25 protein-coding genes and 1 tRNA gene are annotated in these 26,433 nt (G+C 64.4%); 20 read left to right on the top strand and 6 right to left on the bottom strand.

Annotated elements, in window-relative coordinates:
- Positions 1-97 precede the first annotated feature (97 nt).
- Positions 98-337: a phosphoribosylformylglycinamidine synthase subunit PurS gene (gene purS / locus KAK09_RS00125; protein WP_210876809.1), complete on the bottom strand. Its 240-nt coding sequence runs from the start codon at positions 335-337 to the stop codon at positions 98-100.
- Positions 338-349: 12 nt separating this feature from the next.
- The gene (gene purC, locus KAK09_RS00120) at positions 350-1,111 is read right to left on the bottom strand and encodes a phosphoribosylaminoimidazolesuccinocarboxamide synthase (protein WP_210876808.1); all 762 of its coding nucleotides are present in this window, start codon (positions 1,109-1,111) and stop codon (positions 350-352) included.
- 169 nt (positions 1,112-1,280) lie between these two features.
- On the opposite strand from purC, the gene KAK09_RS00115 reads away from it, so the two are divergent.
- Positions 1,281-1,595: a DUF1476 domain-containing protein gene (locus KAK09_RS00115; RefSeq protein WP_210876807.1), complete on the top strand. Its 315-nt coding sequence runs from the start codon at positions 1,281-1,283 to the stop codon at positions 1,593-1,595.
- 119 nt (positions 1,596-1,714) lie between these two features.
- Positions 1,715-2,725 carry a betaine--homocysteine S-methyltransferase gene (gene bmt, locus KAK09_RS00110; protein WP_210876806.1) on the top strand — a complete coding sequence of 337 codons (1,011 nt, stop codon included), beginning with the start codon at positions 1,715-1,717 and terminating at the stop codon, positions 2,723-2,725.
- An 80-nt stretch (positions 2,726-2,805) separates the two neighbouring features.
- Here bmt and KAK09_RS00105 read toward each other — a convergent pair whose 3' ends face one another.
- The gene (locus KAK09_RS00105; RefSeq protein WP_210876805.1) at positions 2,806-4,323 is read right to left on the bottom strand and encodes an NAD(P)H-hydrate dehydratase; all 1,518 of its coding nucleotides are present in this window, start codon (positions 4,321-4,323) and stop codon (positions 2,806-2,808) included.
- A gap of 170 nt (positions 4,324-4,493) precedes the next feature.
- Between KAK09_RS00105 and KAK09_RS00100 the strand changes: the two genes are divergently transcribed.
- The 7 genes from KAK09_RS00100 (at position 4,494) to KAK09_RS00070 (ending at position 11,718) form a co-directional block, all read left to right on the top strand.
- A complete protein-coding gene (locus KAK09_RS00100) occupies positions 4,494-4,832 on the top strand; it encodes a P-II family nitrogen regulator (protein ID WP_210876804.1) in 339 nt (112 codons plus the stop codon).
- A 29-nt stretch (positions 4,833-4,861) separates the two neighbouring features.
- Positions 4,862-6,268 (top strand): type I glutamate--ammonia ligase, encoded by a 1,407-nt coding sequence (gene glnA / locus KAK09_RS00095; RefSeq protein WP_210876803.1) that lies wholly within the window; start codon positions 4,862-4,864, stop codon positions 6,266-6,268.
- Between the two features lie 220 nt (positions 6,269-6,488).
- A complete protein-coding gene (locus tag KAK09_RS00090) occupies positions 6,489-7,340 on the top strand; it encodes a hypothetical protein (protein WP_210876802.1) in 852 nt (283 codons plus the stop codon).
- Between the two features lie 163 nt (positions 7,341-7,503).
- Positions 7,504-8,262, top strand: coding sequence for a lytic murein transglycosylase (locus KAK09_RS00085; RefSeq protein ID WP_247651009.1), 759 nt, complete (start codon positions 7,504-7,506; stop codon positions 8,260-8,262).
- A gap of 93 nt (positions 8,263-8,355) precedes the next feature.
- Positions 8,356-9,015 carry a hypothetical protein gene (locus tag KAK09_RS00080; protein ID WP_210876800.1) on the top strand — a complete coding sequence of 220 codons (660 nt, stop codon included), beginning with the start codon at positions 8,356-8,358 and terminating at the stop codon, positions 9,013-9,015.
- Between the two features lie 113 nt (positions 9,016-9,128).
- The gene (locus tag KAK09_RS00075) at positions 9,129-10,292 is read left to right on the top strand and encodes an alpha-hydroxy acid oxidase (protein WP_210876799.1); all 1,164 of its coding nucleotides are present in this window, start codon (positions 9,129-9,131) and stop codon (positions 10,290-10,292) included.
- A 118-nt stretch (positions 10,293-10,410) separates the two neighbouring features.
- A complete protein-coding gene (locus KAK09_RS00070) occupies positions 10,411-11,718 on the top strand; it encodes an HlyC/CorC family transporter (protein ID WP_210876798.1) in 1,308 nt (435 codons plus the stop codon).
- A 15-nt stretch (positions 11,719-11,733) separates the two neighbouring features.
- Here the strand turns inward: KAK09_RS00070 and KAK09_RS00065 are convergent, their stop codons facing one another.
- Both KAK09_RS00065 and KAK09_RS00060 read right to left on the bottom strand, forming a co-directional pair.
- On the bottom strand, positions 11,734-12,447 hold the full coding sequence (locus tag KAK09_RS00065) for a DsbA family protein (protein ID WP_210877335.1): 714 nt from the start codon (positions 12,445-12,447) through the stop codon (positions 11,734-11,736).
- Between the two features lie 38 nt (positions 12,448-12,485).
- Positions 12,486-13,817 carry a M48 family metalloprotease gene (locus tag KAK09_RS00060; protein ID WP_210876797.1) on the bottom strand — a complete coding sequence of 444 codons (1,332 nt, stop codon included), beginning with the start codon at positions 13,815-13,817 and terminating at the stop codon, positions 12,486-12,488.
- A 61-nt stretch (positions 13,818-13,878) separates the two neighbouring features.
- Here KAK09_RS00060 and KAK09_RS00055 point away from each other — a divergent pair, with 61 nt between their 5' ends.
- The 9 genes from KAK09_RS00055 (at position 13,879) to KAK09_RS00020 (ending at position 25,151) form a co-directional block, all read left to right on the top strand.
- On the top strand, positions 13,879-15,048 hold the full coding sequence (locus tag KAK09_RS00055) for a pyridoxal phosphate-dependent aminotransferase (RefSeq protein WP_210876796.1): 1,170 nt from the start codon (positions 13,879-13,881) through the stop codon (positions 15,046-15,048).
- Between the two features lie 86 nt (positions 15,049-15,134).
- A complete protein-coding gene (locus tag KAK09_RS18965) occupies positions 15,135-15,260 on the top strand; it encodes a hypothetical protein (protein WP_272491234.1) in 126 nt (41 codons plus the stop codon).
- An 81-nt stretch (positions 15,261-15,341) separates the two neighbouring features.
- Positions 15,342-17,657 (top strand): outer membrane protein assembly factor BamA, encoded by a 2,316-nt coding sequence (gene bamA / locus KAK09_RS00050; RefSeq protein WP_210876795.1) that lies wholly within the window; start codon positions 15,342-15,344, stop codon positions 17,655-17,657.
- A gap of 1 nt (position 17,658) precedes the next feature.
- Positions 17,659-18,249 (top strand): OmpH family outer membrane protein, encoded by a 591-nt coding sequence (locus tag KAK09_RS00045; RefSeq protein ID WP_210876794.1) that lies wholly within the window; start codon positions 17,659-17,661, stop codon positions 18,247-18,249.
- A gap of 62 nt (positions 18,250-18,311) precedes the next feature.
- On the top strand, positions 18,312-18,776 hold the full coding sequence (gene fabZ, locus KAK09_RS00040) for a 3-hydroxyacyl-ACP dehydratase FabZ (RefSeq protein ID WP_210876793.1): 465 nt from the start codon (positions 18,312-18,314) through the stop codon (positions 18,774-18,776).
- A 70-nt stretch (positions 18,777-18,846) separates the two neighbouring features.
- Complete coding sequence (locus tag KAK09_RS00035; RefSeq protein WP_247650980.1) at positions 18,847-19,947, top strand: ABC transporter ATP-binding protein; 1,101 nt, start codon at positions 18,847-18,849, stop codon at positions 19,945-19,947.
- Complete coding sequence (locus tag KAK09_RS00030; RefSeq protein ID WP_210876791.1) at positions 19,944-20,450, top strand: thioredoxin domain-containing protein; 507 nt, start codon at positions 19,944-19,946, stop codon at positions 20,448-20,450. The genes KAK09_RS00035 and KAK09_RS00030 overlap by 4 nt, the downstream gene beginning before the upstream one ends.
- A 71-nt stretch (positions 20,451-20,521) precedes the next feature.
- Positions 20,522-22,687, top strand: coding sequence for a phosphoribosylformylglycinamidine synthase subunit PurL (gene purL, locus KAK09_RS00025; protein ID WP_210876790.1), 2,166 nt, complete (start codon positions 20,522-20,524; stop codon positions 22,685-22,687).
- A gap of 46 nt (positions 22,688-22,733) precedes the next feature.
- Positions 22,734-25,151: a ligase-associated DNA damage response DEXH box helicase gene (locus tag KAK09_RS00020; protein WP_210876789.1), complete on the top strand. Its 2,418-nt coding sequence runs from the start codon at positions 22,734-22,736 to the stop codon at positions 25,149-25,151.
- Between the two features lie 27 nt (positions 25,152-25,178).
- On the opposite strand, the gene KAK09_RS00015 is transcribed toward KAK09_RS00020, so the two are convergent.
- A tRNA-Gly gene (locus KAK09_RS00015) sits at positions 25,179-25,252 on the bottom strand.
- A gap of 319 nt (positions 25,253-25,571) precedes the next feature.
- Between KAK09_RS00015 and KAK09_RS00010 the strand changes: the two genes are divergently transcribed.
- Together KAK09_RS00010 and KAK09_RS00005 are read left to right on the top strand one after the other, a co-directional pair.
- Positions 25,572-25,931 carry a hypothetical protein gene (locus KAK09_RS00010; protein WP_247650979.1) on the top strand — a complete coding sequence of 120 codons (360 nt, stop codon included), beginning with the start codon at positions 25,572-25,574 and terminating at the stop codon, positions 25,929-25,931.
- Positions 25,928-26,251, top strand: coding sequence for a hypothetical protein (locus KAK09_RS00005; protein WP_210876788.1), 324 nt, complete (start codon positions 25,928-25,930; stop codon positions 26,249-26,251). Before KAK09_RS00010 ends, KAK09_RS00005 begins: the two co-directional genes overlap by 4 nt.
- Positions 26,252-26,433: the final 182 nt, after the last annotated feature.

The raw sequence follows: 26,433 nt of genomic DNA, 5'->3' as shown, positions 1-26,433 counted from the left end.
ACGCGAAAGGCCGGGCGATCAGCCCGGCCTTTTGGTTCCGACATCGGGTATCGCCCCGGACAAGGCCGCCCGCAGGTGTGGCAAGCGAAACCTCCGTTCAGCCCAGTTCGATCGTGTAGCTTTCGATCACCGTGTTGGCGAGCAGCTTCTCGCACATTTCGGTCACACTGGCGCGGGCCTTGTCGGCATCGGTCTCGGTCAGATCAAGGTCGATCACCTTGCCCTGACGCACCCCCGACACCCCGTCAAATCCGAGCGATCCAAGCGCGTGACGCACCGCCTCTCCCTGCGGGTCGAGCACGCCATTCTTGAGCATCACATGCACGCGGGCCTTCATCGGCGGTCTCCTTCAGTTGATCAGCGTCGGGCGCGCCATGGGCGTAGCACCCTTGGGCATCACGCCAAGGCGCGTGGCCACTTCGGTATAGGCGTCGGTGAGGCTGCCCAGATCGCGGCGGAACACGTCCTTGTCAAGCTTCTGCCCGGTCTTGATGTCCCACAGGCGGCAACTGTCGGGGCTGATTTCGTCGGCCACGATCAGGCGCTGGAAATCGCCCTCGTAGACGCGGCCCACCTCGATCTTGAAATCGACGAGCTTGATGCCCACGCCATACATGACCCCGGCCATGAAATCATTCACCCGCAGCGCGAGGCTGAGGATATCGTCCATGTCCTGCTGGCTGGCCCAGCCGAAAGCAGCGATATGTTCCTCGGTCACCAGCGGATCGCCCAGCTTGTCGTCCTTGAGGCAATATTCCACGATCGGGCGCGGCAGTTGCGTGCCCTCGTCCATCCCCAGACGCTTGGCCATGCTCCCCGCGGCATAGTTGCGCACGATCACCTCAAGCGGGATGATCTCGCAGGCGCGCACAAGCTGTTCACGCATGTTCACCCGGCGTAAGAAATGCGTGGGCACGCCGATATTGTTGAGCCCGGTCATGAAATATTCCGAGAGCATGTTATTGAGCACGCCCTTGCCTTCGATCACGGCCTTCTTCTCGGCATTGAAGGCGGTGGCGTCATCCTTGAAATACTGGATGATCGTGCCCGGCTCGGGGCCTTCATAGAGAACCTTGGCCTTGCCTTCGTAGATTTTCTTGCGCCGTGCCATGGAAACTCCGTCGCTGGGGGTGGGGGGCGTCTCGCTGCGCGCCGATGCGTTCTCATAGTGCAAGGCCCGGTCCGTCGCAAGGTGTCGCAACCGCGCCCGCCCCCTTGCCCTCGGAGCGCGCAGACGGCATATCGGAGGCAACACCAACAAGTGCAAGGGAACCGGCCCGATGACCACCTTTGACGAGCGCGAAAGCGCGTTTGAGAACAAGTTCGCCCATGACGAGGAAATGAAGTTCCGCGCCGTGGCGCGCCGCAACAAGCTGCTGGGGCTCTGGGCCGCAGAATTGCTGGGCAAGTCCGGCGAGGACGCCAACACCTACGCACTCGAGGTGGTCAAGGCCGATTTCGAGGAACCCGGCCATGAGGACGTGGTGCGCAAGGTGGCGGCGGATCTGGGCGATATTGCCGATGCCGACACGATCCGCGCCAAGATGGACGAACTGCTGCTTGTCGCCAAGGCGCAACTGGTCAAGGAAGTCTGAGGCGGTCGCGGCGCAATTCGTTCAAACGCGCCTCACCATTTACATGAAGATTTCGCATTTGCCTTTGCCCGCGCGCGCGGGCAAGGGTGCAGGTCTGTTAAAGACAGGGAACCCCCGTTATGACCGACGCGCTCACCAAGATGCTCGCCACCCGCGACTGGATTCTCGCCGATGGCGCGACGGGCACCAACCTGTTCAACATGGGGCTGCAATCGGGCGACGCGCCCGAGATGTGGAACGACGAGCACCCCGACCGCATCCGCGCGCTTTACAAGAGCGCGGTCGATGCAGGCAGCGATCTGTTCCTGACCAATTCCTTTGGCGGCAACGCCGCGCGGCTGAAGCTGCACGGCGCACAGAAGCGCGCGCGCGAGTTGTCGCGCATCTCAGCCGAGATCGGGCGTGAGGTGGCCGATACCTGTGAGCGTGCGGTGATCGTGGCCGGTTCCGTCGGCCCGACCGGAGAGATCATGGCCCCGATGGGCGCGCTCACGCATGAACTGGCGGTGGAGATTTTCCACGAGCAGGCCGAGGGGCTGAAAGAGGGCGGCGCCGATGTGCTCTGGCTCGAGACGATCAGTGCGCCCGAGGAATACCGCGCCGCCGCCGAGGCGTTCGCGCTGGCCGAAATGCCGTGGTGCGGCACGATGAGTTTCGACACGGCGGGGCGCACGATGATGGGCGTAACCTCCGAGGACTTGGCGAAACTGGTGGAAAAACTGGCCAACCCGCCGCTGGCCTTCGGGGCCAATTGCGGCGTGGGCGCGTCGGACCTGTTGCGCACGGTGCTGGGTTTTGCCGCGCAGGGCACCGAGCGGCCCGTAATCGCCAAGGGCAATGCGGGCATCCCGAAATACCATGACGGGCATATCCACTATGACGGCACGCCGGAGCTGATGGCCGAATATGCCGTGCTGGCGCGCGACGCGGGCGCGACGATCATCGGCGGCTGCTGCGGGACCATGCCCGAGCACCTCTCGAAAATGCGCGCGGCGCTGGAAGAGCGGCGTCACGGCCCGCGCCCGACGCTCGAACAGATCACGGATGTGCTCGGCCCCTTCTCCTCGGCCACCGATGGCACCGGAGACGATACCGCGCCGACGCGACGGGCACGGCGACGGCGGGCCTAGAGCGCGCGTGTCGCAAAGCCACGTCATCCCGGACTTGATCCGGGATCTCCTGCCCGACCGCGCAATCCAGCGGCACGCGATCACAACGCGCGCAGCACCTTTGGCAGTTCCTCTGGCAGGTCCTCGGCAATCAGGCCCGGCCCGAAGGCGCGCGCGCATTCCACATGGCAATACGCGGCGGTCTCGGCGGCCTGCATCGGCGGCAGCCCCCGCGCCAGAAGCCCGGTGATGAACCCCGCCAGCACATCGCCCGCGCCAGCTGTGGCGAGCCAGGGGGCAGCGCGCTCATATTGCGCCGAATGGATGGTGCACCGGCCATCGGGCGCAGCGATCACCGTGTCAGGGCCCTTGAGCAGCACAACGCAGCCCGCCCGTCTCGCCGCTTCGCGCGTGGCATCCACCCTGGAAAAGGCCGGGCCGTTCGTGGCGGCCGTGGTCAGTTTTTCGGCGATATCGGGGAACAGGCGCGCAAACTCTCCGCCATGGGGCGTCAGGACGCATCGCTCGTGCAGCATCCCGAACAACGCCTTATCATGCGCAATCACCGTCAGCGCGTCCGCGTCCAACACCAGCGAGCGGCCCTCGTAGGGTGGGTGAAACCCACCGACATCCAACGCCGCCGCGATCAACGCCTTTGCTCTCTCCCCGGTGCCCATCCCCGGACCCAGACAGAGCACATTGATCCGCCTGTCCTTGAGGGCTTGGGTCAGGGCGTCACCGTCCTCGATCCGGGTCAGCATCAACGCGGTGATATGCCCCGCCACCTCCTGCTGCGCCGATCCAGGCACGCCAAGCGAGACCACCCCCGCCCCGATCCGCAAGCTGCCCCGCGCCGCCAGCCGCGCCGCGCCGGTCTTGCCAGCGCCGCCCGTCAGGATAAGGGCGTGGCCGTGGTCGTATTTGTGCCCGGCGCATTTGGCGAGGCATGCGGCCTTGGGTGGCGCGATGAGACGCACGGCATCCGGGCCGGGAACAAGGCCGATATCGGCCAGCGCAAGATGACCGCAATGCGCGGGCCCATCGGACAGGTGATGTCCCAGCTTGGCGGCATGGAACGTCACGGTGAGATCCGCGCGCATGGCGCCCTCACCCAAGATCCGCCCGCTATCGCTGCACAGGCCCGAGGGCAGATCGACCGCCACCACCTTGCCTGCCCGCGAGGCCAGCGCGACGCGCGCCGCCCCGCCGAGCGGGCGCGCAAGACCGGTGCCGAAAAGCGCATCGACCAGAAGCGCGGCACCCTCGTCTTTCACCGCTCCGGCAAGGCGCGCCACCGTCCCCATTTCGCACCACCTGTCATGATTGATCTTGGCATCCGGCGGCAAACTGGCAGCCTCGCCATAGAGAAAAACCTCCACCTCCCAGCCCCACCCCTTCAGCAACCGCGCCACAACGAACCCGTCGCCGCCATTGTTGCCCGGCCCACAGAGCACGACCACCTTGTGAGGCGCTTGGGAAAGCGCGGGCCATTCCTCGAACACAGCCTCCACCACGCCGCGCCCGGCGCGTTCCATCAATTCCAACCCGGTCACGGCACCCGACTCAATCGCGGCCCGTTCGATGGCGCGCATTTGGGCGGCGGTCAGCAATTCGGTCATGTCCCCATCCCTGCGATTCATTTTTGACTAATCTACAGGCATATTGCTCAATTTTTGAACAACAGCTCCCAACCCGGCCGAAACCATGCCCGAAAATCAGCCTAGCCGATTGTCGCCCCGCGCGGGAAGTGGTCTCAAACGGTCAAGACATGGCGCAGGAGGCCCGGACGATGAAAAAGATCGAGGCGATCATCAAGCCCTTCAAGCTCGACGAGGTCAAGGAAGCCCTTCAGGAGGCCGGAATTCAGGGCCTCTCGGTTATCGAGGTCAAGGGCTTTGGCCGCCAGAAGGGCCATACCGAGCTTTATCGCGGGGCCGAATACGTCGTGGACTTCCTGCCCAAGGTCAAGATCGACGTGGTGGTTGACGACGATCAGGTGGAAGGCGCGATCGAGGCGATCATCGACGCGGCGCGCACCGACAAGATCGGGGACGGCAAGATTTTTGTCAGCCCGGTCGAACAGGCCATTCGCATCCGCACCGGCGAGTCCGGTCCGGACGCGCTCTGACACACCCAAAGGAAGAAAGGGATTTTTCCATGAGCACAGACGCGCTCCTCAAGCAGATCAAGGACGAGGAGATCGACTATGTCGACATCCGCTTCACCGACCCGCGTGGCAAACTGCAACACGTGACGGTGGTGGCCGACCTGGTGGACGAGGATTTCCTTGAAGAAGGGTTCATGTTCGACGGCTCCTCCATCGCCGGATGGAAAAGCATTGAAGCCAGCGACATGAAGCTCATGCCCGACACCGAAAGCGCCTATGTCGATCCGTTCTATGCCGAGAAAACCTTGTGCATTCACTGCTCGGTGGTGGAACCGGACACGGGCGAGCCCTATGAGCGCGACCCGCGCGGTACCGCCGAAAAGGCCGAGGCCTATCTCAAGGCGTCGGGTGTGGGCGATGTGTCCTATTTCGGCCCCGAGGCGGAATTCTTCCTCTTCGACGACGTGCGGTTCTCCAACACCATCAACAAGGTGTCCTACGAGGTCGATGCCGTTGACGGATCGTGGAATACCGACGCCGAGTTCGAGACCGGCAATACCGGTCACCGGCCCGGCCTCAAGGGCGGCTATTTCCCGGTGAACCCGGTCGATGACGCGCAGGACCTGCGCGCCGAGATGCTCTCGACCATGAAGCGCATGGGCATGAAGGTGGACAAGCACCATCACGAGGTGGCGTCCTGCCAGCACGAGCTTGGACTCATCTTCGGAACGCTCGTGAAACAGGCCGACGAGATCCAGAAATACAAATACGTCATCCACAACGTGGCCCATGCCTATGGCAAGTCGGCCACCTTCATGCCCAAGCCGATCTATGGCGACAATGGCAGCGGCATGCATGTCAACATGTCGATCTGGAAGGACGGCAAGCCGCTTTTCGCGGGCGACAAATATGCCGATCTGAGCCAGGAGGCGCTGTGGTTCATCGGCGGCATCCTCAAGCACGCCAAGACGCTCAACGCCTTCACCAACCCCACCACCAACAGCTACAAGCGGCTGGTGCCGGGCTTCGAGGCACCGGTGCTGCGGGCCTATTCGGCGCGCAACCGCTCGGGCTGTATCCGTATCCCGTGGACCGAAAGCCCCAAGGCCAAGCGCGTCGAGGCCCGATTCCCCGATCCGGCGGCCAACCCCTATCTGGCCTTCGCCGCATTGCTGATGGCGGGGCTTGACGGGATAAAGTCGCGGATCGATCCGGGCGAGGCGATGGACAAGAACCTCTACGACCTGCCGGCCGAGGAGTTGAAGGACATCCCGACCGTCTGCGGCAGCCTGCGAGAGGCGCTTGACGCGCTGGCGCGCGATCACGACTTCCTGCTTGCAGGCGACGTGTTCACCAAGGCCCAGATCGAGGGCTATATCGCCCTCAAGATGGACGAGGTGCACAAGTTCGAGCACACCCCGCACCCGGTCGAGTTCGGGATGTATTACAGCTGCTGAGGCAGCCATCCTGCCACAATCAGGCCACATCACACAATCATAAGGCGTCCCGTGCCGGGGCGCCTTTTCCTTTCTGGGCGATACCGTTGCCACTTCGGAACCAAAATCAGGGAAATGCGCTGATTGCCCAAATGTAATCAAATTTGAAACAAACTGACTCCCTGATTGCAGATCAAGGTTAACTCCGAAGACGATCGAGCAACGAGAAACGGAAACCACCATGACCACCACATCTCACAAGGTTACGGCTGGGCTGATCTTCCTGGGTAACAGGCCGTTCGACATGGCGGCGATGGTCTGCCGTGTGGGCGATACACTGGAGCGTCTGGACGCGCGCGTACGTGAACGGCGCTGCCTCTCTGAAGAACTTGCGGTCATCCGCACCGGCGATCTCGATTGCCGCCTGCGGATCGCCGGGGCGTGCCATGTAGCGCGCGTCGACAAGACGGCGGCGCAGCGCCTCATGGTAACGCTGATGTGCGAGGGGCCGCAACCGTCGGATCAGAGGCGAATGCAGGCGATGATCGCGCATCTTCTGGCCGATCTTCAGGGCGTGCTTGCGCCCGATTTCGTGCAATGGACCGATCCCGACGCGGTGCTGACCCGCGCCGAGTTCTGCGCCGCGGTGACCGGCACGGCCGCCCTGCCCACCCCGCCCCGGATGGCCTCGAACATCAAACGGAAACGCAAGCAACTGCCCGATGTCGAGAGCGCCTATGCCGCGCTGTGCGAGCACATGCCGGAAAATACAATCCCAGGCGATGACCAGTCGCGTCTCGATGCCTTGCGCGCCGCGTTTCGCGAGCCCGATCCGGCACCGGAACCGCACGAGGAAACCGCGTCGGTGCGCGAACCGACTGCGCCGCTGCGCCTTGCCGTCTGGATGATGACGATCACACTGGGGCTCTTTGCCCTTCCCGCCGCCGCGGCGCTTGTGGTGTTCAACCTGCTGCGTGGCGAGAATCTGCGCCTGACGTCACAGGTTTCGGCGCTCACGGGATTCTTCATGGTGCTGAGCACCACCGGTCAGATCGCGCAGGCGGCAGAGCTGGTGCAAAGCCTCGTGCCATGATCGCCCGCCCCGCATCTGCCTACCGCTTATGGCGGGCAACGGGCCTTGCCCGACAGTCGTGGGGCGTTAGACTGAGCGCATTGCCTTACATGTCAGCAGGAGAGCGATGATGTCTGGGGTGTGCGGCGGCCGGATCGCCGGTTTTGGGGTCGCGATCCTGCTGATGGCGGGAACAGCCCAAGCCGCCCCATGCGGCGACACCGCCCAGGGATTCGAGGCGTGGAAGGCCGGTTTCGCCCGCGAAGCGGCAGCCTCGGGCGTCGGGCAGCGCGGGCTTGCGGCCCTCGGGGCGGCGCAATACACACATCGTACCATCGCGGCGGACCGTAACCAGAAAAGCTTTCGCTACAGCCTGGAAAGGTTCATGGAATTGCGCGGGTCTTCCACCATCGTCGCGCAGGGACGCAAGCGGCGCGCCCGCGACGCGGCCTTTTATGACGCGCTGGAGCGGCATTATGGCGTGCCTGCCGGGGTGCTTATTGCCATTCACGGGATGGAAACGGGCTTTGGCGGGTTCATGGGCGATACCTCGGTGGTCTCGGCCATCGTGACGCTGACCTATGATTGCCGCCGCTCGGATTTCTTCCGCCCCCACGCCATCGGCGCGCTCAAGCTGGTGGATCAGGGCGCGATCACCGGCGCGACCCTTGGCGCGCGCCACGGCGAGTTGGGTCATACCCAGTTCCTGCCCGGCAATGCGTTGCGCTACGGGGTCGATGCCGATGGCGACGGGCGGGTGGATTTCTACAACCTCGCCGATGCCATGGCCTCGACCGCGAATTTCCTGCGCCAGAAGGGCTGGCAACCTGGCCAGGGCTATCAGGAAGGCGAACCGAATTTCGCGGTGATCCAGCAATGGAATGCCGCCGGTGTCTATCAGAAGGCAATCGCCATTATGGCGGCACAAATCGACCGGCGCTAGCGGCACCGGACGTGACGGGTTGGAAGCATCAGTTTGGCAAGCGGTTAAACGAATTCCCATAATGACGATCATGCATGAGCCAAGGGGCCGCAGATGAACAGGCAGAATTTCGGCGAGATCGCTGCTCTGGAATACCATGCACCCCCGCAGATGGGCTTTCCCGACATTGTCGAGGAATTCGACATCGCGTCGCTGGCATTGGCGACCCAGGTGCGTCGGCTGACATGGGATGGCGATGACATCGCGCTCATCGACCGCGAGCGCGTGCGCTTCGCGCTTGGCTGGCTGCCGCCCGCCCACGAGGATAACCCGCATTACCTTGTCATCGCGGTCGGGGCGCCCGCACGCAAGCGCCGCGCGGCCTTTGACCCCTCAGCCTATTCCGAGCTGCTGAACCGCGCCATCGAGCGGGTGCAGGGCTATCTGCCGTTTGACGCGATCCTGCGTGGCCCGGCGGCAGAACCTGTGGGCAGCGCGCTGATCGACCGCAGCTTTGACCTGCTGTCCGCGACCGCACCCAGGCTCTCGGCCGAGATCCTGGCCGAGGCGCGCAACAGGCGCACCATGGCGGTCACGGATAGCTGGGCCAGCGGCGCGCTCGAACCGGGCAACCTGCCCGCCATCCCCTCGGTGCCGTTGCGGCTGACCATCGTGACGCTGGGGCTGACCCTGTTTCTGCATGTGCCCCCGATCGGCGCCGCGCTTCTGACCTATACCGTTCTGCGCGAAGCGCAGCCGCTGTTCGCTTCCTGAGGGCGTGAGGCAGGTCCGCCGAGCGAGAGCCAGAGAAGCGGCGGCAACCGCAGCGATTGCGCGCGCGGCACCATGCTGGTAAGGCGATCTTACCAATTTCCGGAGTGCCGCCCATGCCCGTCATCACCTGCATCGACGATCTCAAGCAGATCTACCGTCGCCGCGTCCCCAAGATGTTTTACGATTACGCGGAATCGGGCAGTTGGACCGAACAGACATTCCGCGAGAACACCACCGATTTCGAAAAGCTGCACCTCAGGCAGCGCGTTGCCATCGACATGACGGGCCGCAATCTGGCGACGACGATGATCGGCCAGAAGGTGGCGATGCCGGTGGGCCTGGCCCCTGTCGGGCTGACGGGGATGCAATGCGCCGATGGCGAGATCAAGGCGGCCCGCGCCGCAGAGAAGTTCGGTGTGCCGTTCACCCTCTCGACCATGTCGATCTGCTCCATCGAGGACGTGGCCGAGCACACCGAAAAACCGTTCTGGTTTCAGGTCTACACCCTCAAGGACGATGATTTCATGCAACGCCTGTTCGACCGCGCGAAGGCGGCGAACTGCTCGGCGGCGATGATCACGGTGGACCTGCAAATGCTTGGGCAGCGCCACAAGGATCTGAAAAACGGGCTTTCCGCCCCGCCCAAGCTCACCATGAAATCCGTCGCCAACATGATGACCAAGGTGCACTGGGGCCTTGGGATGCTGGGCACCAAGCGGCGGTTTTTCGGCAATATCGTCGGCCATGCCAAGGGGGTGACGGACCCCTCCTCGTTGAGCGCATGGACGGCTGAAGCGTTCGATCAGGCACTCGACTGGGACCGTATCCGGGTGTTTCGCAAAATGTGGGACGGCCCGCTCATCATCAAGGGGATCATGGATGTGCGCGATGCGCGCGAGGCGCTCAATGTGGGCGCCGACGCCATCATCGTGTCGAACCATGGCGGGCGGCAGCTTGACGGCGCGCTTTCGTCCATCCGCGCCCTGCCCGAGATTGTCGAGGCGGTCGGCGACAGAATCGAGGTGCATCTCGACAGCGGCATCCGCTCGGGTCAGGACGTGCTCAAGGCGCTCGCCCTTGGCGCCAGAGCCACCTATGTCGGACGCAGCTTCGTCTACGGGCTGGGCGCCTTGGGCGAGGCGGGAGTGACACGCGCACTCGAGCTGATCCGCGACGAACTCGACAAATCGATGGGGCTGTGCGGCCGGCGCGACGTGCACGATCTGGATCGGGACATGCTGCTGATCCCGAAGGGCTTTACCGGCGAGTGGGCATGACATCGGCCCGCGTCGCGACGTGACCATTCAGGAAGGGTGACACCGGGGCGCGCCCGCCGCCTTGATCGCATGGGCGCAAACCCCCATAACCGCGCCACGCGACAAGGGAATGTGACCAATGAATGCGAGCGACACCCTTCTTGACCTGACCTTCTGGATCACCGTGGCCTCGATCTTCGGGCTGCTGGTGCTGTCCGGGTTCTTCTCGGGAAGCGAGACGGCGTTGACGGCGGCCTCTCGCGCCAAGCTGCGCGCGCAGGCCGAGAAAGGCTCGGCCGGGGCCGACACGGCGCTGCGCATCACCGAGGACAACGAGCGGCTCATCGGCTCGGTGCTTCTGGGCAACAACCTTGTCAACATCCTCGCCGCCTCTCTGGCAACCGCGCTTTTCACCCGGCTTTTCGGGGAAAGCGGCGTCGTCGTGGCGACGCTCGTGATGACGCTGCTGGTGCTGATCTTTGCCGAGGTTCTGCCCAAGACCTATGCCATCACCAATGCCGAGACCGCCGCGGCGCGCACCGCGCCGCTGATCGTCTGGGTGATCCGCGTCTTTGATCCGGTCGTGGGGGCCGTGCGCTGGCTGGTGCGGCTGATCCTGAGCGGTTTCGGTGTGCAGGCCGATCCCGACAGCCATATCCTTGCCGTGCGCGAGGAAATCGCCGGCGCGCTCTATCTGGGCCATTCCGAGGGCGTGGTCGAGAAGGAGGACCGCGACCGCATTCTTGGGGCGCTCGATCTCGACGAGCGTGCGGTTGAAGAGATCATGCTCCACCGCTCGCGCATCGAGATGATCGACGCCGAGGCCGATCCGCAGGCAATCCTCGATCAATGCCTGAAAAGCAACCACACCCGCTTGCCGCTCTATCTGGGCGATCCCGACAACATCATCGGCGTGGTTCATGCGCGCGACGTGCTGCGCGCCATCCACGGCCTTGTGACAAGCAGCGACAAGGGCGCCGCCGCGCTCGATGATTTCGACGTGCGCGCGATCGCGCGCAAACCCTATTTCGTGCCCGAAACCACCACGCTGGACGACCAGATGCGCCAGTTCCTGCGGATGCGCAGCCATTTTGCGCTGGTGGTGGACGAATACGGCTCGCTTCAGGGGTTGATCACGCTCGAAGATATCCTCGAAGAGATCGTCGGCGAGATCGCCGACGAATTCGACATCGAGGCCGACCATATCCTGCGGCGCACCCCCGAGGGGGATTATCTGGTGGAAGGGGCGATGACGATTCGCGACCTCAACCGCGCGAATGACTGGTCGCTGCCCGACGACGCGGCCAATACCGTCGCCGGACTGGTCATCCACGAGGCACAGATGATCCCGGCAGTCGATCAGGTGTTCATCTTCCACGGCTTCCGGTTTCAGGTGCTGGCGCGCAAGGACAACCGCATCACCCGGCTGAAGATCCGCAAGCTCTGAGCGCGGCGCCGCGGCTCAGTTGGTGCGGATCTCGTCTGCGATGGCCTGCATCTGCGCCTGCGGCAGGTAACCGCGCAGCATGTGCTCGCCCATGACGAAAGAGGGGGTGCCGCTGATGCGCAGGCGCTGTGCGAGGGCGTGGTTCGCGGCGATCACCGCAGTCACAGCATCGTTGTCCATCTCTGCCACAATCGCGCTGGCATCAAGCCCGAGCGCATCGGCCAGCCGGGTAAAGCCCGCCGTGTTCATCGAGCCGGTATAGCTCATGAGCGCGTCATGCACGGATTTGTAGGCGTCATCGCCGGCGACGATCTTCGTGGCGATGGCAAAGCGCGACGCGGCGACGGACTCCTCGCCGAGGATCGGGAATTCCTTTAGGATGAGGCGGATATTGCCATCCGTGGCAAGCAGCCCCTCGACTTCGGGCACGGCGCGGCGGCAGAAGCTGCACCGGTAATCCATGAACTCAACGAGCGTGATGTCGCCGTCGGGGTTGCCTCCCACCCAGTCGCCAGGCGAATTGAACAGCGCGTCCGCATTGGCGCGCACCAGATCCACATCGGCTGCGGCCTGACCGGCGGCCTCTCGCTCTTCGAGCACGGCAACCGCCTCCATGATCACCTCAGGGTTTTCAAGCAGGTAGGCACGGATTTCGGCGCGCAGCGCGGCGCGCCCGCTTTCGTCGAGATTCTCGATCTCAAGCGCCTGCGCGGGCAGCGCGACGATCATGGCAAGAAGGGCGGCGGTGAGGCTGAGGCGGTAGGGCACTATCTCTTGCTCCGTTTTTCTGCTGTCTGAGCAGCATGTAGCACATCCTGCGCGCGACGCCACCCGGGAGACCCCTGTGGCAGCATCCCCGAAGCACGTTCGGCGTGGATGCGCGCATCCTTGAGACGGCCCGCCATGGCATACCGCTCGGCGGTCAGAACCGAGGCCATGCCCTGATTGCCAAGCTGCGCCTCGGCCTGCGCCAGATCGCGCAGCACGCGGAAATCGCGTCCGTCGCGCGCGCGCGCGCTTTCCAGGAATTTCGCTGCCTCGCGCACCTGCCCGTCAGCCAGCAGCGCGCGCCCGTATGACCCGAGGATCAGTGCGTTGCGGGGGGCCAGATTGGCCGCGCGCGCGTAAGCGGCGACAGCGGCCTTGATCTGGCGGCTTTCCATCAGGATCTGGCCGCGCAACTCGTGAAGATAGGCGTCGTCCGGGCGGCGCGCGATGGCCGCATCGATCGCCGGAAGCGCACGGCCCAGATCGGCCTGGCGGTGAAACGCAACCGCCTGTCGCATCAGTTTCACATCCTCGAATCCCGACTCGCCGGCACGGGTGAGCGTCCATTTCGGATCACGCTGAAACGCCGAGAGTTTGCCCTTGGCGCGTGCGAACCAGTAATCAGCTTGCGGGTCGGGGGCGGCCTGCGCACCTTGTGCCTCGGCCAGGGCCCGGATGCGGCGCATGCGGTCACGCGACAGCGGATGCGTGCGTGCATAGGCGTCCTGCCGGGTCAGCGCGAGGGATTCCTGCCCGGTAAACAGGTCCATCACCTGCACGGCGCCACTGAGGTCGATGCCCGCACGATGCAGAAAGCGCATCCCGCTTTCGTCGGCGGCATTCTCCTCGGCGCGGGTATGGGCAAAGAAACTGCGGATCGCTGCCCCCTGAAGACCAACCGCCGCCCCCGCGCCAAGCTCGGCGCTGCCGGTCGCCGCCCCGGCAATCCCGGCCAGGATCATGCCAAGAGCGGCAGCATTGCGCGCATCGCGCAGGTGGATCGGGCGGCGCATCAGGTGACCGTTGGCGATATGGGCGGCCTCGTGCGCGATCACCGATTGCAGCATGGCTGGGGTCTCCATCCGCTGGATCAGGCCCGAATGCAGGAAGATGTTATCGGCATCGACCACGAAAGCGTTGAGGCTGGGCGCATCGAGGATGAGAATGTTCACCCGCTCGGGGCTCAGACCGGCGGCACGCAGAACGGGCGCGGCCAGAGTGCGCAGAGCATGCTCTATATCGGGATCGCGCAGAAGCGTGATGGCGCGGGCGGGTGCCGCGAATGTCAGGCTCAAGAGCATCAAGGCCGCGAATATGCGCAGGCTGTGCATTGACCTTGGCCGCCTTTCCCGTTGAAACGGGGCCGAAACCCCTGCATCGAGGAGGAATGTAATGCGCCCTGCCCGCCGATCCAAGGTCGACCCGTTCATTGTCATGGACGTGATGGAGGCGGCGCGCCGCGCCGAAGAGGCCGGCCAGCACATCATCCATATGGAGGTGGGCCAGCCAGGCACGCCCGCGCCCGAAGGCGCGCGCGCGGCGCTGGCGCAGGCGATGGAAGACGACGCACTCGGTTATACGGTGGCGCTCGGCCTGCCCGCGCTGCGCGCGCGCATCGCGCGCCATTACAAGGATTGGTATGGCGTCGATCTCGATCCCGCGCGCGTGGTGATCACGCCGGGATCATCGGGGGCCTTCATCCTTGCCTTCACCGCGCTTTTCGACGCCGGCGACCGGGTCGGCATCGGCGCACCGGGATATCCCAGCTATCGCCAGATCCTGCGCGCTCTCGATCTGGTGGCGGTGGACATCGAAACCTCGGCGGAAAACCGCCTGCAGCCGGCGCCCGAAGATCTGAGAGGCCGCGATCTGGCCGGGCTGCTGGTGGCGAGCCCCGCGAATCCGAGCGGCACGATGCTGAACGCAACGGCCCTGGCGGCGCTTGTCGGTGCGGCGCAGGAGGCGGGCGCGTCTTTTGTCAGCGACGAGATCTATCACGGCATCACCTATGAGGGGCGCGCCACAAGCGCGCTCGAGATCACCGACGACTGTTACGTGATCAATTCCTTCTCCAAGTACTTCTCGATGACCGGCTGGCGCATCGGCTGGATGGTGGTGCCCGAGGACCATGTCCGCACCATCGAGCGACTGGCGCAGAACCTGTTCATCTGCCCGTCCCATGCCAGCCAGATCGCTGCCCTGGCGGCGATGGACTGCACCGCGGAGCTGGAGGCCAACATGGCGGTTTACGCCCGCAACCGGGCGCTGATGCTGGAGGGGTTGCCAAAGGCCGGGTTCGACCGGATCGCGCCGCCTGATGGCGCCTTCTATGTCTATGCCGATGTGCGCCACCTGACCGATGACAGCCGCGCTCTGGCCGCCGAGATCCTCGAACATGCCGGTGTGGCCGTGACGCCGGGGCTTGATTTCGATCCTGCGCGCGGGGCGGGCACGCTGCGGTTTTCCTATGCGCAGGCCACGGGCGATATCGAGGAAGGGCTGGCGCGGCTGGGGGCGTTCATGGTGTCGCGGGGCCGAGGAAACGCCCCATTATTGCCATAGTCCCTACCAAAATCCGCCACGAGGCAAAGGCAGTGTCCTTTCCGTATGACCCGGAAGCGGAAATCCGGGCCCGAAAGGAGTGAACCATGCGACAGATCAAGGACGGCTATCGCGGGGCGTCAGTGCTCTTGGGGCTCAATGCCGATCTTCTGCTTTTTCTCGCCGCACTGGCGGTGGCGCTGATAGCGGCAAGCTATCTGAGCGGGTTCTGAGACGACGGATTCGCGTTTTGACAAGCCTTGGCAGACGGGGTAGTGACTTCGGTCAATGGGATGTCTGACTGGGTTTGATCGATGAGCGGATTTTTTGCGGCGCGCCTCAGGGCCGCTGGTTTCAAGCGCCTGATTGCTGCCGTTGTCCTTGCGCTGTCGATGGCCCTGCCGGGTGTCTGGAGTGCCGCAAACGCGCAAGACTACCGCTTCTCGGATGTGGCGATCGAGGGCAATCAACGGATCGAAGGGGCGACGATCCTGTCCTTTGCCGGCATTACGCGCGGCGAGTCGCTCAGCCAGGGGCAACTCAACGACGCCTATCAACGCATTCTTGCATCGGGACTTTTCGAGACGGTCGAGCTTGAGCCGCGCGGCAACACGCTGCTCATCCGCGTGACAGAGTTCCCGACGATCAACCGGATCGCCTTCGAGGGCAACAACCGCATCAAGGACGACGCGCTTGGCGGGTTCATCCAGAGCCGGGCGCGTCAGGTATTCAGCCCCACGCAGGCCGAGCGCGACGCGGCCACGATTGCCGAAGCCTATGCCCAGAACGGCCGCGTGGCGGCGCGCGTGACCCCCAAGGTGATCCGCCGCAGCGATAACCGCGTCGATCTCGTGTTCGAGATATTCGAGGGGCGTGGCATCGAGGTGCAGCGGATCGGCTTTTCGGGCAACCGCGCCTTCTCGGACCGCCGCCTGCGCCGCGTGATCCAGAGCAAGCAGACGGGCCTCCTGCGCGCCCTGATCCAGCGCGACAGCTTTGTCGAGGACCGGGTGAATTTCGACCGGCAAGTGCTGACCGATTTCTACAACTCGCGCGGCTATGTCGATTTTCGCGTGACCGGCGTCAATGCCGAGTTGGCACGCGAACGGGACGCCTATTTCATCACCTTCACCGTGCAGGAAGGCCAGCAGTTCCGCTTTGGCGAGATCACCACGGTCAGCGAGTTTCCCGGCGTCGATGCCGCCGAATATCACGACACGCTCAAGATCCGCCCCGGCGTAATCTATTCGCCGACGCTGGTGGAAAACTCCATAGCGCGGATGGAACGGCTTGCGGTCAGTAACGGCGTCGATTTCCTGCGCATCGAGCCGCGCGTCACCCGCAATGAGCGCGACCTGACGCTCGATCTGGAATTCGTGTTGCTCCGCGGCCCCCGCGTCTTTGTCGAGCGCATCGACATAGAAGGCAACACCACCACGCTTGACCGCGTGATCCGGCGCCAGTTCGACACCGCAGAAGGCGATCCGTTCAACCCGCGCGCCATCCGGCAGGCGGCCGAACGCATCCGCGCGCTGCGATTCTTCGCAAATGTCGATGTAAACGCCCGCGAGGGCTCGCGCCCCGATCAGGTGATCATCAAGGCCGATGTCGAGGAAACCACGACCGGGTCGGTCTCGGTGGGTGCCAGCTTCTCGACAGATAGCGGCCTTGGCCTTCAGTTCGGCTTTTCCGAGCGCAATTTCCTTGGCCGCGGCCAGCAGTTGACCTTCAATATTCTCGGCACGGCAGACAACATCAACTACAATATCGGTTTTGTCGAACCGGCCTTTCTGGGCCGCGATGTCGCCCTTGGTCTGGATTTCGCATTCCGCGAAACCGAACGCGACAACAGCCTGTTCGACACGGCGATCGGCGTGTTCCGCCCCAGCCTGACCTTCCCGACCGGCGAAAACACACGCTTTGGCGTGTTCTACAACGTCGGCTACAGCGAAATGTCCAACTACAAGGGAACGTCGGGTATCCTTCAGAACGATATCGCCCGAGGCGGCCTCTGGACAAGTTCCGCAGGCTACGAGTTCATCTATGACACCCGCCGCAAGGGCCTCAATCCCAAGGCGGGCGTTCTGTTGTCCTTCGGGCAGGAATTCGCCGGGATCGGCGGCGACAACGAGTTCATCAAGACCACCGCGCGCGCTGTCGCGGAAACCGACGTGTTCCGCGAAGAGGTGACGCTGCGCGCCATATTCGAGGCCGGGGCGATCCAGTTCAACAGCGGGCAGAACAGTCGCTTTCTGGACCGCTTTGCCACATCGGTCATGCGGGGCTTTGACAGCAACGGCATGGGGCCGGTCGAGGGCGACGAGCATCTTGGCGGCGACTATTTCGCCGCGCTCAAGTTCGAGGCAGAATTCCCGATCGGCTTGCCGGAAGAATTCGGCATCACGGGCGGGGCATTCTACGATATCGGCTCGATCTGGGGAATCGGCGACAAGGGGTCGGCAGTTCTGCCACTTGATTCCACCAGCTTTGAACCGCGCCACGTGATCGGGTTGTCGCTGTTCTGGAATTCGCCGTTCGGGCCGATCCGAATGGATTTTTCCAATGTCCTCAAATCCGAACCGGGGGACCGCGAGCAAAGTTTCAACCTGACGGCACGCACCAATTTCTGACATGCGCACCTGGTTGATCCTGTTGCTGCTGACCGGGATCATCACCGGAACACATGCGCGCGCCCAGGCTCTGGGAGTCGTGCAGAGCGATATTCTGGTGATCGACATCGACCGGCTTCTGAACGAGACCGTTTATGGCAAGCGCCTGCAGTCCGAACTCGATGCCGCGCGCGAGCGACTCATCGCGCGCAACGACCGTATCGCCGCCGAACTTGAGGCCGAGGAAGGCGCGCTCACCGCACAGCGCGCCCTCACCACGCCCGAGGCGTTCCGCGATCTCGCCGACAACTTCGACGCCAAGGTGACCGAATTGCGCCGCGAGAGCGAGCGGCTCTCGCGCGAGCTTGAGCGGCGGCGCGATCTCGGGCCGATCCAGTTCATGCGCGTTGCGCAGCCGGTTCTGGCCGAGCTTGTGCAAGAGGCGGACGCGGTGGTGCTCATGGACGTGCGCAGCGTCATCCTGCGGGCCGACGTGGCCGATGTGACCGATCTTGCCATCGCGCGGATCGACGCGCGGATCGGGGCCGGCCCGACCGGTCTTCCGCCGCTGACCGAAAGCGAGGACAATCTTGCCCCTGCCCCCGCCGAGTAGCACGCTTGCCGTGAGGCGGCGCGCTTGATAGCAAAGCTCATCTAACGCCGAAAGGATCTGCCATGAGCGCGCCGTTGAAGACCGCGGATATCCATCTCATCCAACGGATCATCCCGCACCGCTATCCGTTCCTTCTGGTGGATCGCGTGGTGGATATCGACGGCTATCAAAGCGCGCGCGGCATCAAGAACGTCACCATGAACGAACCGCATTTCCAGGGTCATTTTCCAGGCAAGCCGATCATGCCAGGCGTGACCATAATCGAGGCCATGGCCCAGACCGCGGCAATCCTGGTGGGCGTGGGGCTTGATCTCGCGGATCGCAACATGCTGGTCTATTTCATGGCCATCGAGGCGGCCAAGTTCCGCCGCATGGTGGTGCCGGGCGATGTGCTCGAGATGGAGCTTGAGACACGGCGTGGCAAGCCCGGCGGGAAGGTCTGGAAATTCTCTGGGCGGGCGCTCGTCGCGGGCGAACTGGCCGCCGAGGCCGAATTCACCGCGATGATGGACATGCCCGCCACCTGACCGCTGCGCAGCTTGCAACCCATCGGGCGGCTTGATATCGGAACGAAAACCCGACGAAATCGCTCGGATCATGGAAGAGGCCCCGGTGCAGACCCCGCTCCCCCGGCTAGAAATCAGGAACCTTGTGCGCCGCTATGACGGGCGCGCGGTGGTCAATGATGTCTCGCTCAAGGTGATGCCCGGTCAGGTGACCTGCCTGCTTGGCCCCTCGGGCTGCGGAAAATCGACGACGTTGCGGATCATCGCGGGCGTCGAGATGCAGGATTCTGGCGAGATCCATGTCGATGGCAAGCTGATCTGCGATACGGTGTTCCGCGTGCCGCCTGAACGGCGGCAGATCGGCCTCATGTTTCAGGATTTCGCGCTGTTCCCGCATCTGAGCGTGGCCGAGAACGTGGCTTTCGGCCTGCGCACGTCGCGCCCCGAGAAACGCGCGCGGGTGCGCGAGCTGCTCGAACGGGTGCACCTTCTGCACCATATCGACGCCTTCCCGCACGAACTGTCAGGCGGCGAGCAACAGCGCGTGGCGCTGGCGCGCGCGCTGGCGCCGCGTCCGCGCATCATGCTCATGGACGAGCCGTTTTCCGGGCTCGACAACCGCTTGCGCGACGGCATCCGCGACGAGACCCTCGACATCCTGCGCGAAGAGGACACCGCCGTTCTTCTGGTCACGCATGAACCCGAAGAGGCGATGCGCATGGCCGATCAGATCGCGCTGATGCGCGACGGGCGGATCGTTCAGCAAGGTGCGCCCTACAATGTCTACAACGCGCCTGTGGATCGCAGCGCGATGGCGTTCTTCTCCGAGATCAACGTCATTCGCGGCACGGTGCGCAACGCGCTTACTGACACTCCCTTTGGCCAGTTCCTCGTGCCGGGCGCGCCCGACGGGCTGGAGGTAGAGATCGTCATCCGCCCGCAACACATCAAGATCGACTTCGACCGTGGCGGGCGTGGCCCCAACCCCACCCCGCAAGACGGCACGCCCGCGCGCGGCGTGGTCGAGCGGGCGCGCTTCATGGGTGCCGAAAGCCTGCTGGAATTCCGCATGGATCACGACGGCTCGCGGCTCAAGGCCAGCGTGCCGAATGTGTTTCTGCCCAAGGCGGGCACCGTGCTCTGGCTGATGATCCGGCGCGACCGCTGCTTCGTTTTCCCGGTCAAGGGATGAAGAGGCAAGCCCGTCTGGCAGGCTGTCTGGCCGTGCTCATGGCCACGGCCCCGCCACTCGGGGCGGGGCCGATACAATCGCGCTCGCCGCTTGGCGAGGCGATTCGCGAAACGCTCATCGCCATGCCGGCGCTTCTCGCGCCTCTGACCACACCCGCGCCGCTTGATCTCTACGCCGACGAGGTCGCCCGCGATCTCGCGCTCCTGTCGCGCGCGGCGCCCGATCTTTTTTCCCCCGACCTGCCCGGCTTTGGTCCCAAGGATGCCGACACGCGCCTCGCCTTCTTCACCGCGCCCGATTGCCCCGATTGCGCGCAGGCCGAGGCCGAGTTGCGTGTGCTGGCCCGCCACCTGAACCTTCGCGTTAGCGTGCTCGACATGGCGGAGCATAGCGATCTCGCGGCCCGTCTCGGCCTCGATCTGGCCCCGTCCTACGTCCTGCCCGACCGCTTGCTGCGCGGGGCCATACCCGCCTTTGTGCTCGAACGCTATCTCGCGCCCTGAGCGCCCCCCTTCCCCCTGCCGCGGCCTTGCTTTAAAGACGCGCGCATCAAGCCCCCTTCAGGAGCGCACCCATGCAAGAGCCCGCCATTACCCCCGATCTCATTGCCGCCCATGGCCTCAAGCCCGAGGAATACGCGCGCATCCTCGAGATCATCGGGCGGGAGCCGTCCTTCACCGAACTCGGCATCTTCTCGGCCATGTGGAACGAGCATTGTTCCTACAAATCGTCGAAGAAATGGCTGCGCACCCTGCCCACCTCAGGCCCGCAGGTCATCTGCGGGCCGGGCGAGAACGCGGGCGTCGTCGATATCGGCGACGAACAGGCGGTGGTCTTCAAGATGGAAAGCCACAACCACCCCTCCTATATCGAGCCTTATCAGGGGGCCGCCACCGGCGTCGGCGGCATCCTGCGCGATGTCTTTACCATGGGCGCGCGCCCCATAGCGGCGATGAACGCGCTCAGCTTCGGCGAAGTGGCGCACCCCAAGACGCGCCAGCTTGTGCATGGCGTGGTCGAGGGCGTGGGCGGCTACGGAAACTGCTTCGGCGTTCCATGTGTGGGCGGCGAGGTGCGGTTTGACCCGGCCTATAACGGCAACTGCCTTGTCAACGCCTTCGCCGCCGGTCTCGCGGATGCCGATGCGATTTTCTACTCGGCGGCAAGCGGTGTGGGCATGCCCGTGGTCTATCTCGGGGCCAGGACGGGCCGCGACGGCGTTGGCGGCGCCACCATGGCCAGCGCCGAATTCGACGACAGCATCGAGGAAAAGCGCCCCACCGTGCAGGTGGGCGACCCCTTCACCGAAAAACGCCTGATGGAGGCCTGTCTTGAACTGATGCAGACCGGCGCGGTGATCTCGATTCAGGACATGGGGGCGGCAGGCCTGACCTGTTCGGCGGTCGAGATGGGCGACAAGGGCGGGCTTGGCATCAAGCTCACGCTCGACGCGGTGCCGCAGCGCGAAGAGGGCATGAGTGCCTATGAGATGATGCTGTCCGAAAGCCAGGAGCGGATGCTCATGGTGCTGCGCCCCGAGAAAGAGGCCGAGGCGCGGGCGGTGTTCGAGAAATGGGATCTCGATTTCGCCATCGTGGGCGAGACCATCCCCGAGGACCGTTTCCTGATCCTGCACGGCAATGCGGTGAAGGCCGACCTGCCGCTGTCGAAACTGTCTTCCTCCGCCCCCGAATACGACCGGCCCTTCGTCGAGACCACACCGCCCCCGCCGCTTGACGCGACCACCGTGCCCGCCATCGCCCCCATTGACGGGCTCAAGGCGTTGATCGGCTCGGTCAATTACTGCTCGCGCGAATGGGTCTATCAGCAATACGACACGATGGTGATGGCCGACACGGTGCGCACCCCCGGCCTTGGCGCGGGCGTGATCCGGGTGCACGACACCGGCAAGATGCTGGCCTTCACCTCCGATGTCACCCCGCGCTATGTGCGCGCAAACCCGGTCGAGGGCGGCAAGCAGGCGGTAGCCGAGGCGTATCGCAACCTGACCGCCACCGGCGCCCTGCCGCTTGCCACCACCGACAACCTCAATTTCGGGAACCCGGAAAAGCCCGAGATCATGGGCCAGTTCGTCGGGGCCATTCAGGGCATCGGTGCCGCCTGCACAGCACTCGACATGCCGATCGTGTCAGGCAATGTCTCGCTCTATAACGAAACCGACGGCACCGCGATCCTGCCCACCCCGACCATCGGCGCGGTCGGGATCATCCGCGACCCCGAGACCGCCATTCTCGGTCAGGCGCGCGAGGGGCATGTGGCGCTGCTTCTGGGCGAGACGCGTGGTCATCTGGGTCAATCGGCGTTGCTGGCGGAGGTATTCAACCGCACGGAAGGCGACGCGCCCCCAGTTGATCTCGACACAGAGCGCCGCCACGGCGAATTCATCCGCGCCAATCACGCGCTCATCCGCGCCTGCACCGATCTTTCCGACGGCGGGCTGGCGCTGGCCGCCTTCGAGATGGCCGAAGCCGCGGGTGTGGGCGTGACGCTTGAAAGCGACGACATGGCCACGCTCTTCGGCGAGGATCAGGGGCGTTATCTGATCGCCTGCAACTTTGATCAGGCCGAGGCTCTGATGATCGCTGCGGGCAGGGCTGGCGTGCCGCTTGCGACCGTGGGCCGCTTCAACGGAGACACGGTGCGGTTTGGCCGTAGCGAGGCCCCTCTCTCGGAGCTTTCGGCGCTTTATCGCGGCACGTTCGGAGCGGTCTTCGGGTAAGACGCGCGCCCTTCCCCCGGCGCAGCAGAGTGCTAGCTTTCGCTGCATGAACACCCTGCCCGCCCCCATCGCACACTGGCTTGCTGCCCGTGGTTGGCAACTGCACCCACATCAGGCGCAGATGCTGACGCGGGCGCAGTCGCCTGCGACACTGCTCATCGCGCCCACGGGGGGCGGCAAGACGCTGGCGGGGTTTCTCCCGACGCTTGCGGATCTATGCAAGCGGCCCCGCACCGGCCTTCACACGCTTTATATCTCGCCGCTGAAGGCGCTCGCCGCCGACATCAGGCGCAACCTGACCGGGCCGATTGCCGAGATGGGCCTTGATATCCGCGTCGAGGACCGCACCGGCGACACCTCTTCGCATGTCAAACGCCGACAGCGCGCCGACCCGCCCCATATCCTTCTGACCACGCCCGAGAGCCTTGCGCTGCTTCTCTCCCGCGAGGACGCGCGGCGCATCTTTGGCGGCCTCACCCGTGTGATCGTCGATGAAATCCACGCACTCGCCGAATCGAAGCGCGGCGATCAGTTGATGCTGGCGTTGTCGCGGCTTCAGGCGCTCTGCCCCGGTCTGCGCCGGGTGGGGCTTTCGGCGACGGTCGAGGACCCGCCCGCGCTCGCCCGGTTCCTTGCCCATGGGCACACGCCCTGCGACATCCTCCGCGCCGATCCCGGCCCCGAGCCGGATATCACCATGCTCGATGTGGGCGCGCCACCGCCCTGGGCCGGGGGGGGTGCTGCCCATGCGATCCCGGCCGTGCTGGACGCCATTCGCGCGCACCGCACCACGCTGGTCTTTCACAACACCCGCGCGCAGGCCGAGATCTTCTTTCACAAGCTGTGGCTGGCCAATGACGACGCGCTTCCCATCGCGATCCATCACGGCAGCCTTGACCGTGATCAGCGGGCAAAGGTAGAGGCCGCAATGGCGGCAGGCGCCCTGCGCGCCGTGGTCTGCACCGGCAGCCTCGATCTGGGACTCGACTGGGGTGATGTGGACCTTGTGATCCAGATCGGCGCGCCCAAGAACGTCAAGCGGCTGGTGCAGCGCATCGGGCGCGCCAATCACCGCTACAACGCGCCGTCCAAGGCGCGGCTGGTGCCCGCCAACCGCTTCGAGGTGCTGGAATGCCTGACCGCGCTCGAGGCGGTCCGTGCGCATGATCTCGATGGCGCGCCGCGCGGCCCCGGACCGCTTGATGTGCTCTGCCAGCATATCCTCATCCGCGCCTGTGCGGGGGCATTTGACGCGGGCGCGCTTTTCGAGGAGGTGCGCGCCGCCGGGCCCTATGCCACGCTCACACAGGACGATTTCGACACCTGCCTCGAGTTCTGCGCCACGGGGGGCTATGCGCTCAGGGCCTATGACCGCTGGCAGCGCCTGCAAAGGCGGCCCGACGGACGCTGGCAGTTGCGCGACCCCCGCACCGCGCGGCTGATCCGCATGAATATCGGCACGATCCAGGATACCGACACGCTCAAGGTGCGGATGAAGCGCGCGCGCGGCGGCGCGCCTCTGGGCGAGATAGAGGAGGGATTCGCTGCCACGCTCAGCCCCGGCGACACGTTTCTCATCGGCGGACAGGTCGTGCGGTTCGAGGGCCTGCGCGAGATGGTGGTGGAGGTGAGCCGCGATCCGGGGCGCACCCCGAGGATCGCCACCTATACGGGCACGAAATTCGCCACCTCGACGCAGCTTTCCGACCGTATCCTCGCACTTCTGGCGCGGCCCGACTGGCCCGACCTGCCCGCGCCGGTGCGCGACTGGCTGCACCTTCAGCGCGCGCTGTCGCAGATGCCTGCCCGTGACCGGCTGCTGATCGAAAGCTTCCCCCATGAGGGGCGCGAACATGCCTGCATCTACGGCTTTGCAGGCCGCAACGCGCAGCAGACGCTGGGGCTTTTGCTGACCAAGGAGATGGAGGCCGAGGGGCTGGCGCCCATGGGCTTTGTCGCCACCGATTACGCCACGCTGATCTGGGGCCTGGAGCCGCTGATCGAGGCCGCGCCGCTTTTTGCACCCGATCGCTTGCGCGCAGGGCTGGAAAACTGGCTCATGGGCAACGCGGTGATGAAACGCACCTTTCGCGCATCAGCCACCATCGCGGGCCTCATCCAGCGCAACAGTCCGGGCGCGCGCAAGAGCGGGCGGCAGGCGACGGTATCCTCGGATATCCTCTATGACACGCTGGTGAAATACGACCCCGATCACCTGCTTTTGCGGATCACGCGGGCCGAGGCAATGCGCGGGCTTGTCGATTTCGGCCGCATCGAGGAGATGCTGGCGCGCATCGGCACGCACATCTCGCTGCGCCGCCTGCCACGCGTGTCCCCCCTCGCCGCCCCCGTCTTCCTCGAGGCAGGGCGCGTACCCGTCGCTGGTGCCGCACAGGAGCGCCTTCTGGCCGAAGAAGCCGCCCGCCTTCTGGCGCCGGTGGACATCAGCCAGACCCAAGCCTGACAGTCGGACAAAAACTGCGGTGGGTGATGGAGCGGGTGAAGGGAATCGAACCCTCGTCGTCAGCTTGGGAAGCTGCTGCTCTACCATTGAGCTACACCCGCGACAGGCATCTGATTACTGTTTCGACACCCCCGCCGCAAGCCGGAATTCGCACGGCACGGACGGAAAACGCCTCGACCCGCCACAGGCTCCGACGCGCCGCGACAACCATATGTGACACCGTGTTGTCGGTAAATGGCGGACCTGACGAGAGAGGAATCGAACCTCCTTTTCAGGGTTCTTGAAGATTGGGGACACCATCTCGCGCAACTAGACCTTGATGGTCGGGAGCGTGAAGATGAAGAATTTTCATATTTATTTCAATAACTTGCAAACAAGAAAGTCGAAAGTAAGCCGATACCGTTCTCGCTGCGGCTCAGCTTGGATGAGCGGGGCATCCTGGAGCACGATGCTGCGGGACAGGCGTTAGGGGCATACATCCGCGAACGCCTGTTCGGCAATGATGTGACCCCGCGCACGACACGAAGCAAGTTTCCCGTGAAGGATCACGCCGCCCTTGGGCGTGTGCTTGGCACGCTCGGCACATCGCGCCTGTCGGCCAACCCGAACCAACTCGCCAAGGCAGTGAACACGGGCTCGCTACCCGTCACACCCGAAACCGAAGAGGATTTGCGGCAAGCTTGCAAGGATGTGCAGGCGATGCGCCGCGATCTCCTGATCGCGCTCGGGCTGCATCAAGCAGGATCAGGCTCCAAAACCGGACCGGATTTGAAGCCGTGATTATCAAGGCCAAAGAACGTGGCGGCGGGGCGCAATTGGCGCGATACCTGCTGACCATGCGGGACAACGATCATGTCGAGCTGCATGAGCTGCGCGGCTTTGTCAGTGATGATCTGCGCAGCGCACTCCTTGAGGCGGACGCGGTTGCGGCTGGCACGCGCTGCACGAACCATCTGTTTTCTATCAGTCTGAACCCGCCGCAAGATGCGAGCGTCAGCGCCGAAGAATTCGAGGCGGCGGCGAACGCGGTCGAGCGCAGGCTCGGCCTTGAAGGTCAGGCGCTCGCGCGGGCGCGACAAAGGCCGCGACTTCGGGTTTGAACGATAGCAAAGAAAGGAGAAACGAGCATGAAGGAAGCGGATTGGATCACCTATGTAGTTCATCCTGAACAACGGCCTCAGGTGGCGATTTGCAGTGCTTGAGGGCTGCCAGCACCCCGCGTGAACCCTCGGAGCAGTGCGATCCGCCAGATGAACTGGCGCAAAAAGACCCTCAGATGGCG

Origin of the sequence: Roseovarius autotrophicus (assembly GCF_018069895.1) — a bacterium.
Classification (GTDB): Bacteria; Pseudomonadota; Alphaproteobacteria; order Rhodobacterales; family Rhodobacteraceae; genus Roseovarius; species Roseovarius autotrophicus.
The sequence above is the reverse complement of the archived record's forward strand: the minus strand, read 5'-3'. Positions and strand labels throughout refer to the sequence as shown.

What these genes read in the sequence shown, in the direction of transcription:
- purS (WP_210876809.1), bottom strand. Translation starts at nt 337, where the DNA reads ATGAAGGCCCGCGTGCATGTGATGCTCAAGAATGGCGTGCTCGACCCG.
- purC (WP_210876808.1), bottom strand. Translation starts at nt 1,111, where the DNA reads ATGGCACGGCGCAAGAAAATCTACGAAGGCAAGGCCAAGGTTCTCTAT.
- KAK09_RS00115 (WP_210876807.1), top strand. Translation starts at nt 1,281, where the DNA reads ATGACCACCTTTGACGAGCGCGAAAGCGCGTTTGAGAACAAGTTCGCC.
- bmt (WP_210876806.1), top strand. Translation starts at nt 1,715, where the DNA reads ATGACCGACGCGCTCACCAAGATGCTCGCCACCCGCGACTGGATTCTC.
- KAK09_RS00105 (WP_210876805.1), bottom strand. Translation starts at nt 4,323, where the DNA reads ATGACCGAATTGCTGACCGCCGCCCAAATGCGCGCCATCGAACGGGCC.
- KAK09_RS00100 (WP_210876804.1), top strand. Translation starts at nt 4,494, where the DNA reads ATGAAAAAGATCGAGGCGATCATCAAGCCCTTCAAGCTCGACGAGGTC.
- glnA (WP_210876803.1), top strand. Translation starts at nt 4,862, where the DNA reads ATGAGCACAGACGCGCTCCTCAAGCAGATCAAGGACGAGGAGATCGAC.
- KAK09_RS00090 (WP_210876802.1), top strand. Translation starts at nt 6,489, where the DNA reads ATGACCACCACATCTCACAAGGTTACGGCTGGGCTGATCTTCCTGGGT.
- KAK09_RS00085 (WP_247651009.1), top strand. Translation starts at nt 7,504, where the DNA reads ATGGCGGGAACAGCCCAAGCCGCCCCATGCGGCGACACCGCCCAGGGA.
- KAK09_RS00080 (WP_210876800.1), top strand. Translation starts at nt 8,356, where the DNA reads ATGAACAGGCAGAATTTCGGCGAGATCGCTGCTCTGGAATACCATGCA.
- KAK09_RS00075 (WP_210876799.1), top strand. Translation starts at nt 9,129, where the DNA reads ATGCCCGTCATCACCTGCATCGACGATCTCAAGCAGATCTACCGTCGC.
- KAK09_RS00070 (WP_210876798.1), top strand. Translation starts at nt 10,411, where the DNA reads ATGAATGCGAGCGACACCCTTCTTGACCTGACCTTCTGGATCACCGTG.
- KAK09_RS00065 (WP_210877335.1), bottom strand. Translation starts at nt 12,447, where the DNA reads ATGATCGTCGCGCTGCCCGCGCAGGCGCTTGAGATCGAGAATCTCGAC.
- KAK09_RS00060 (WP_210876797.1), bottom strand. Translation starts at nt 13,817, where the DNA reads ATGCACAGCCTGCGCATATTCGCGGCCTTGATGCTCTTGAGCCTGACA.
- KAK09_RS00055 (WP_210876796.1), top strand. Translation starts at nt 13,879, where the DNA reads ATGCGCCCTGCCCGCCGATCCAAGGTCGACCCGTTCATTGTCATGGAC.
- KAK09_RS18965 (WP_272491234.1), top strand. Translation starts at nt 15,135, where the DNA reads ATGCGACAGATCAAGGACGGCTATCGCGGGGCGTCAGTGCTCTTGGGG.
- bamA (WP_210876795.1), top strand. Translation starts at nt 15,342, where the DNA reads ATGAGCGGATTTTTTGCGGCGCGCCTCAGGGCCGCTGGTTTCAAGCGC.
- KAK09_RS00045 (WP_210876794.1), top strand. Translation starts at nt 17,659, where the DNA reads ATGCGCACCTGGTTGATCCTGTTGCTGCTGACCGGGATCATCACCGGA.
- fabZ (WP_210876793.1), top strand. Translation starts at nt 18,312, where the DNA reads ATGAGCGCGCCGTTGAAGACCGCGGATATCCATCTCATCCAACGGATC.
- KAK09_RS00035 (WP_247650980.1), top strand. Translation starts at nt 18,847, where the DNA reads ATGGAAGAGGCCCCGGTGCAGACCCCGCTCCCCCGGCTAGAAATCAGG.
- KAK09_RS00030 (WP_210876791.1), top strand. Translation starts at nt 19,944, where the DNA reads ATGAAGAGGCAAGCCCGTCTGGCAGGCTGTCTGGCCGTGCTCATGGCC.
- purL (WP_210876790.1), top strand. Translation starts at nt 20,522, where the DNA reads ATGCAAGAGCCCGCCATTACCCCCGATCTCATTGCCGCCCATGGCCTC.
- KAK09_RS00020 (WP_210876789.1), top strand. Translation starts at nt 22,734, where the DNA reads ATGAACACCCTGCCCGCCCCCATCGCACACTGGCTTGCTGCCCGTGGT.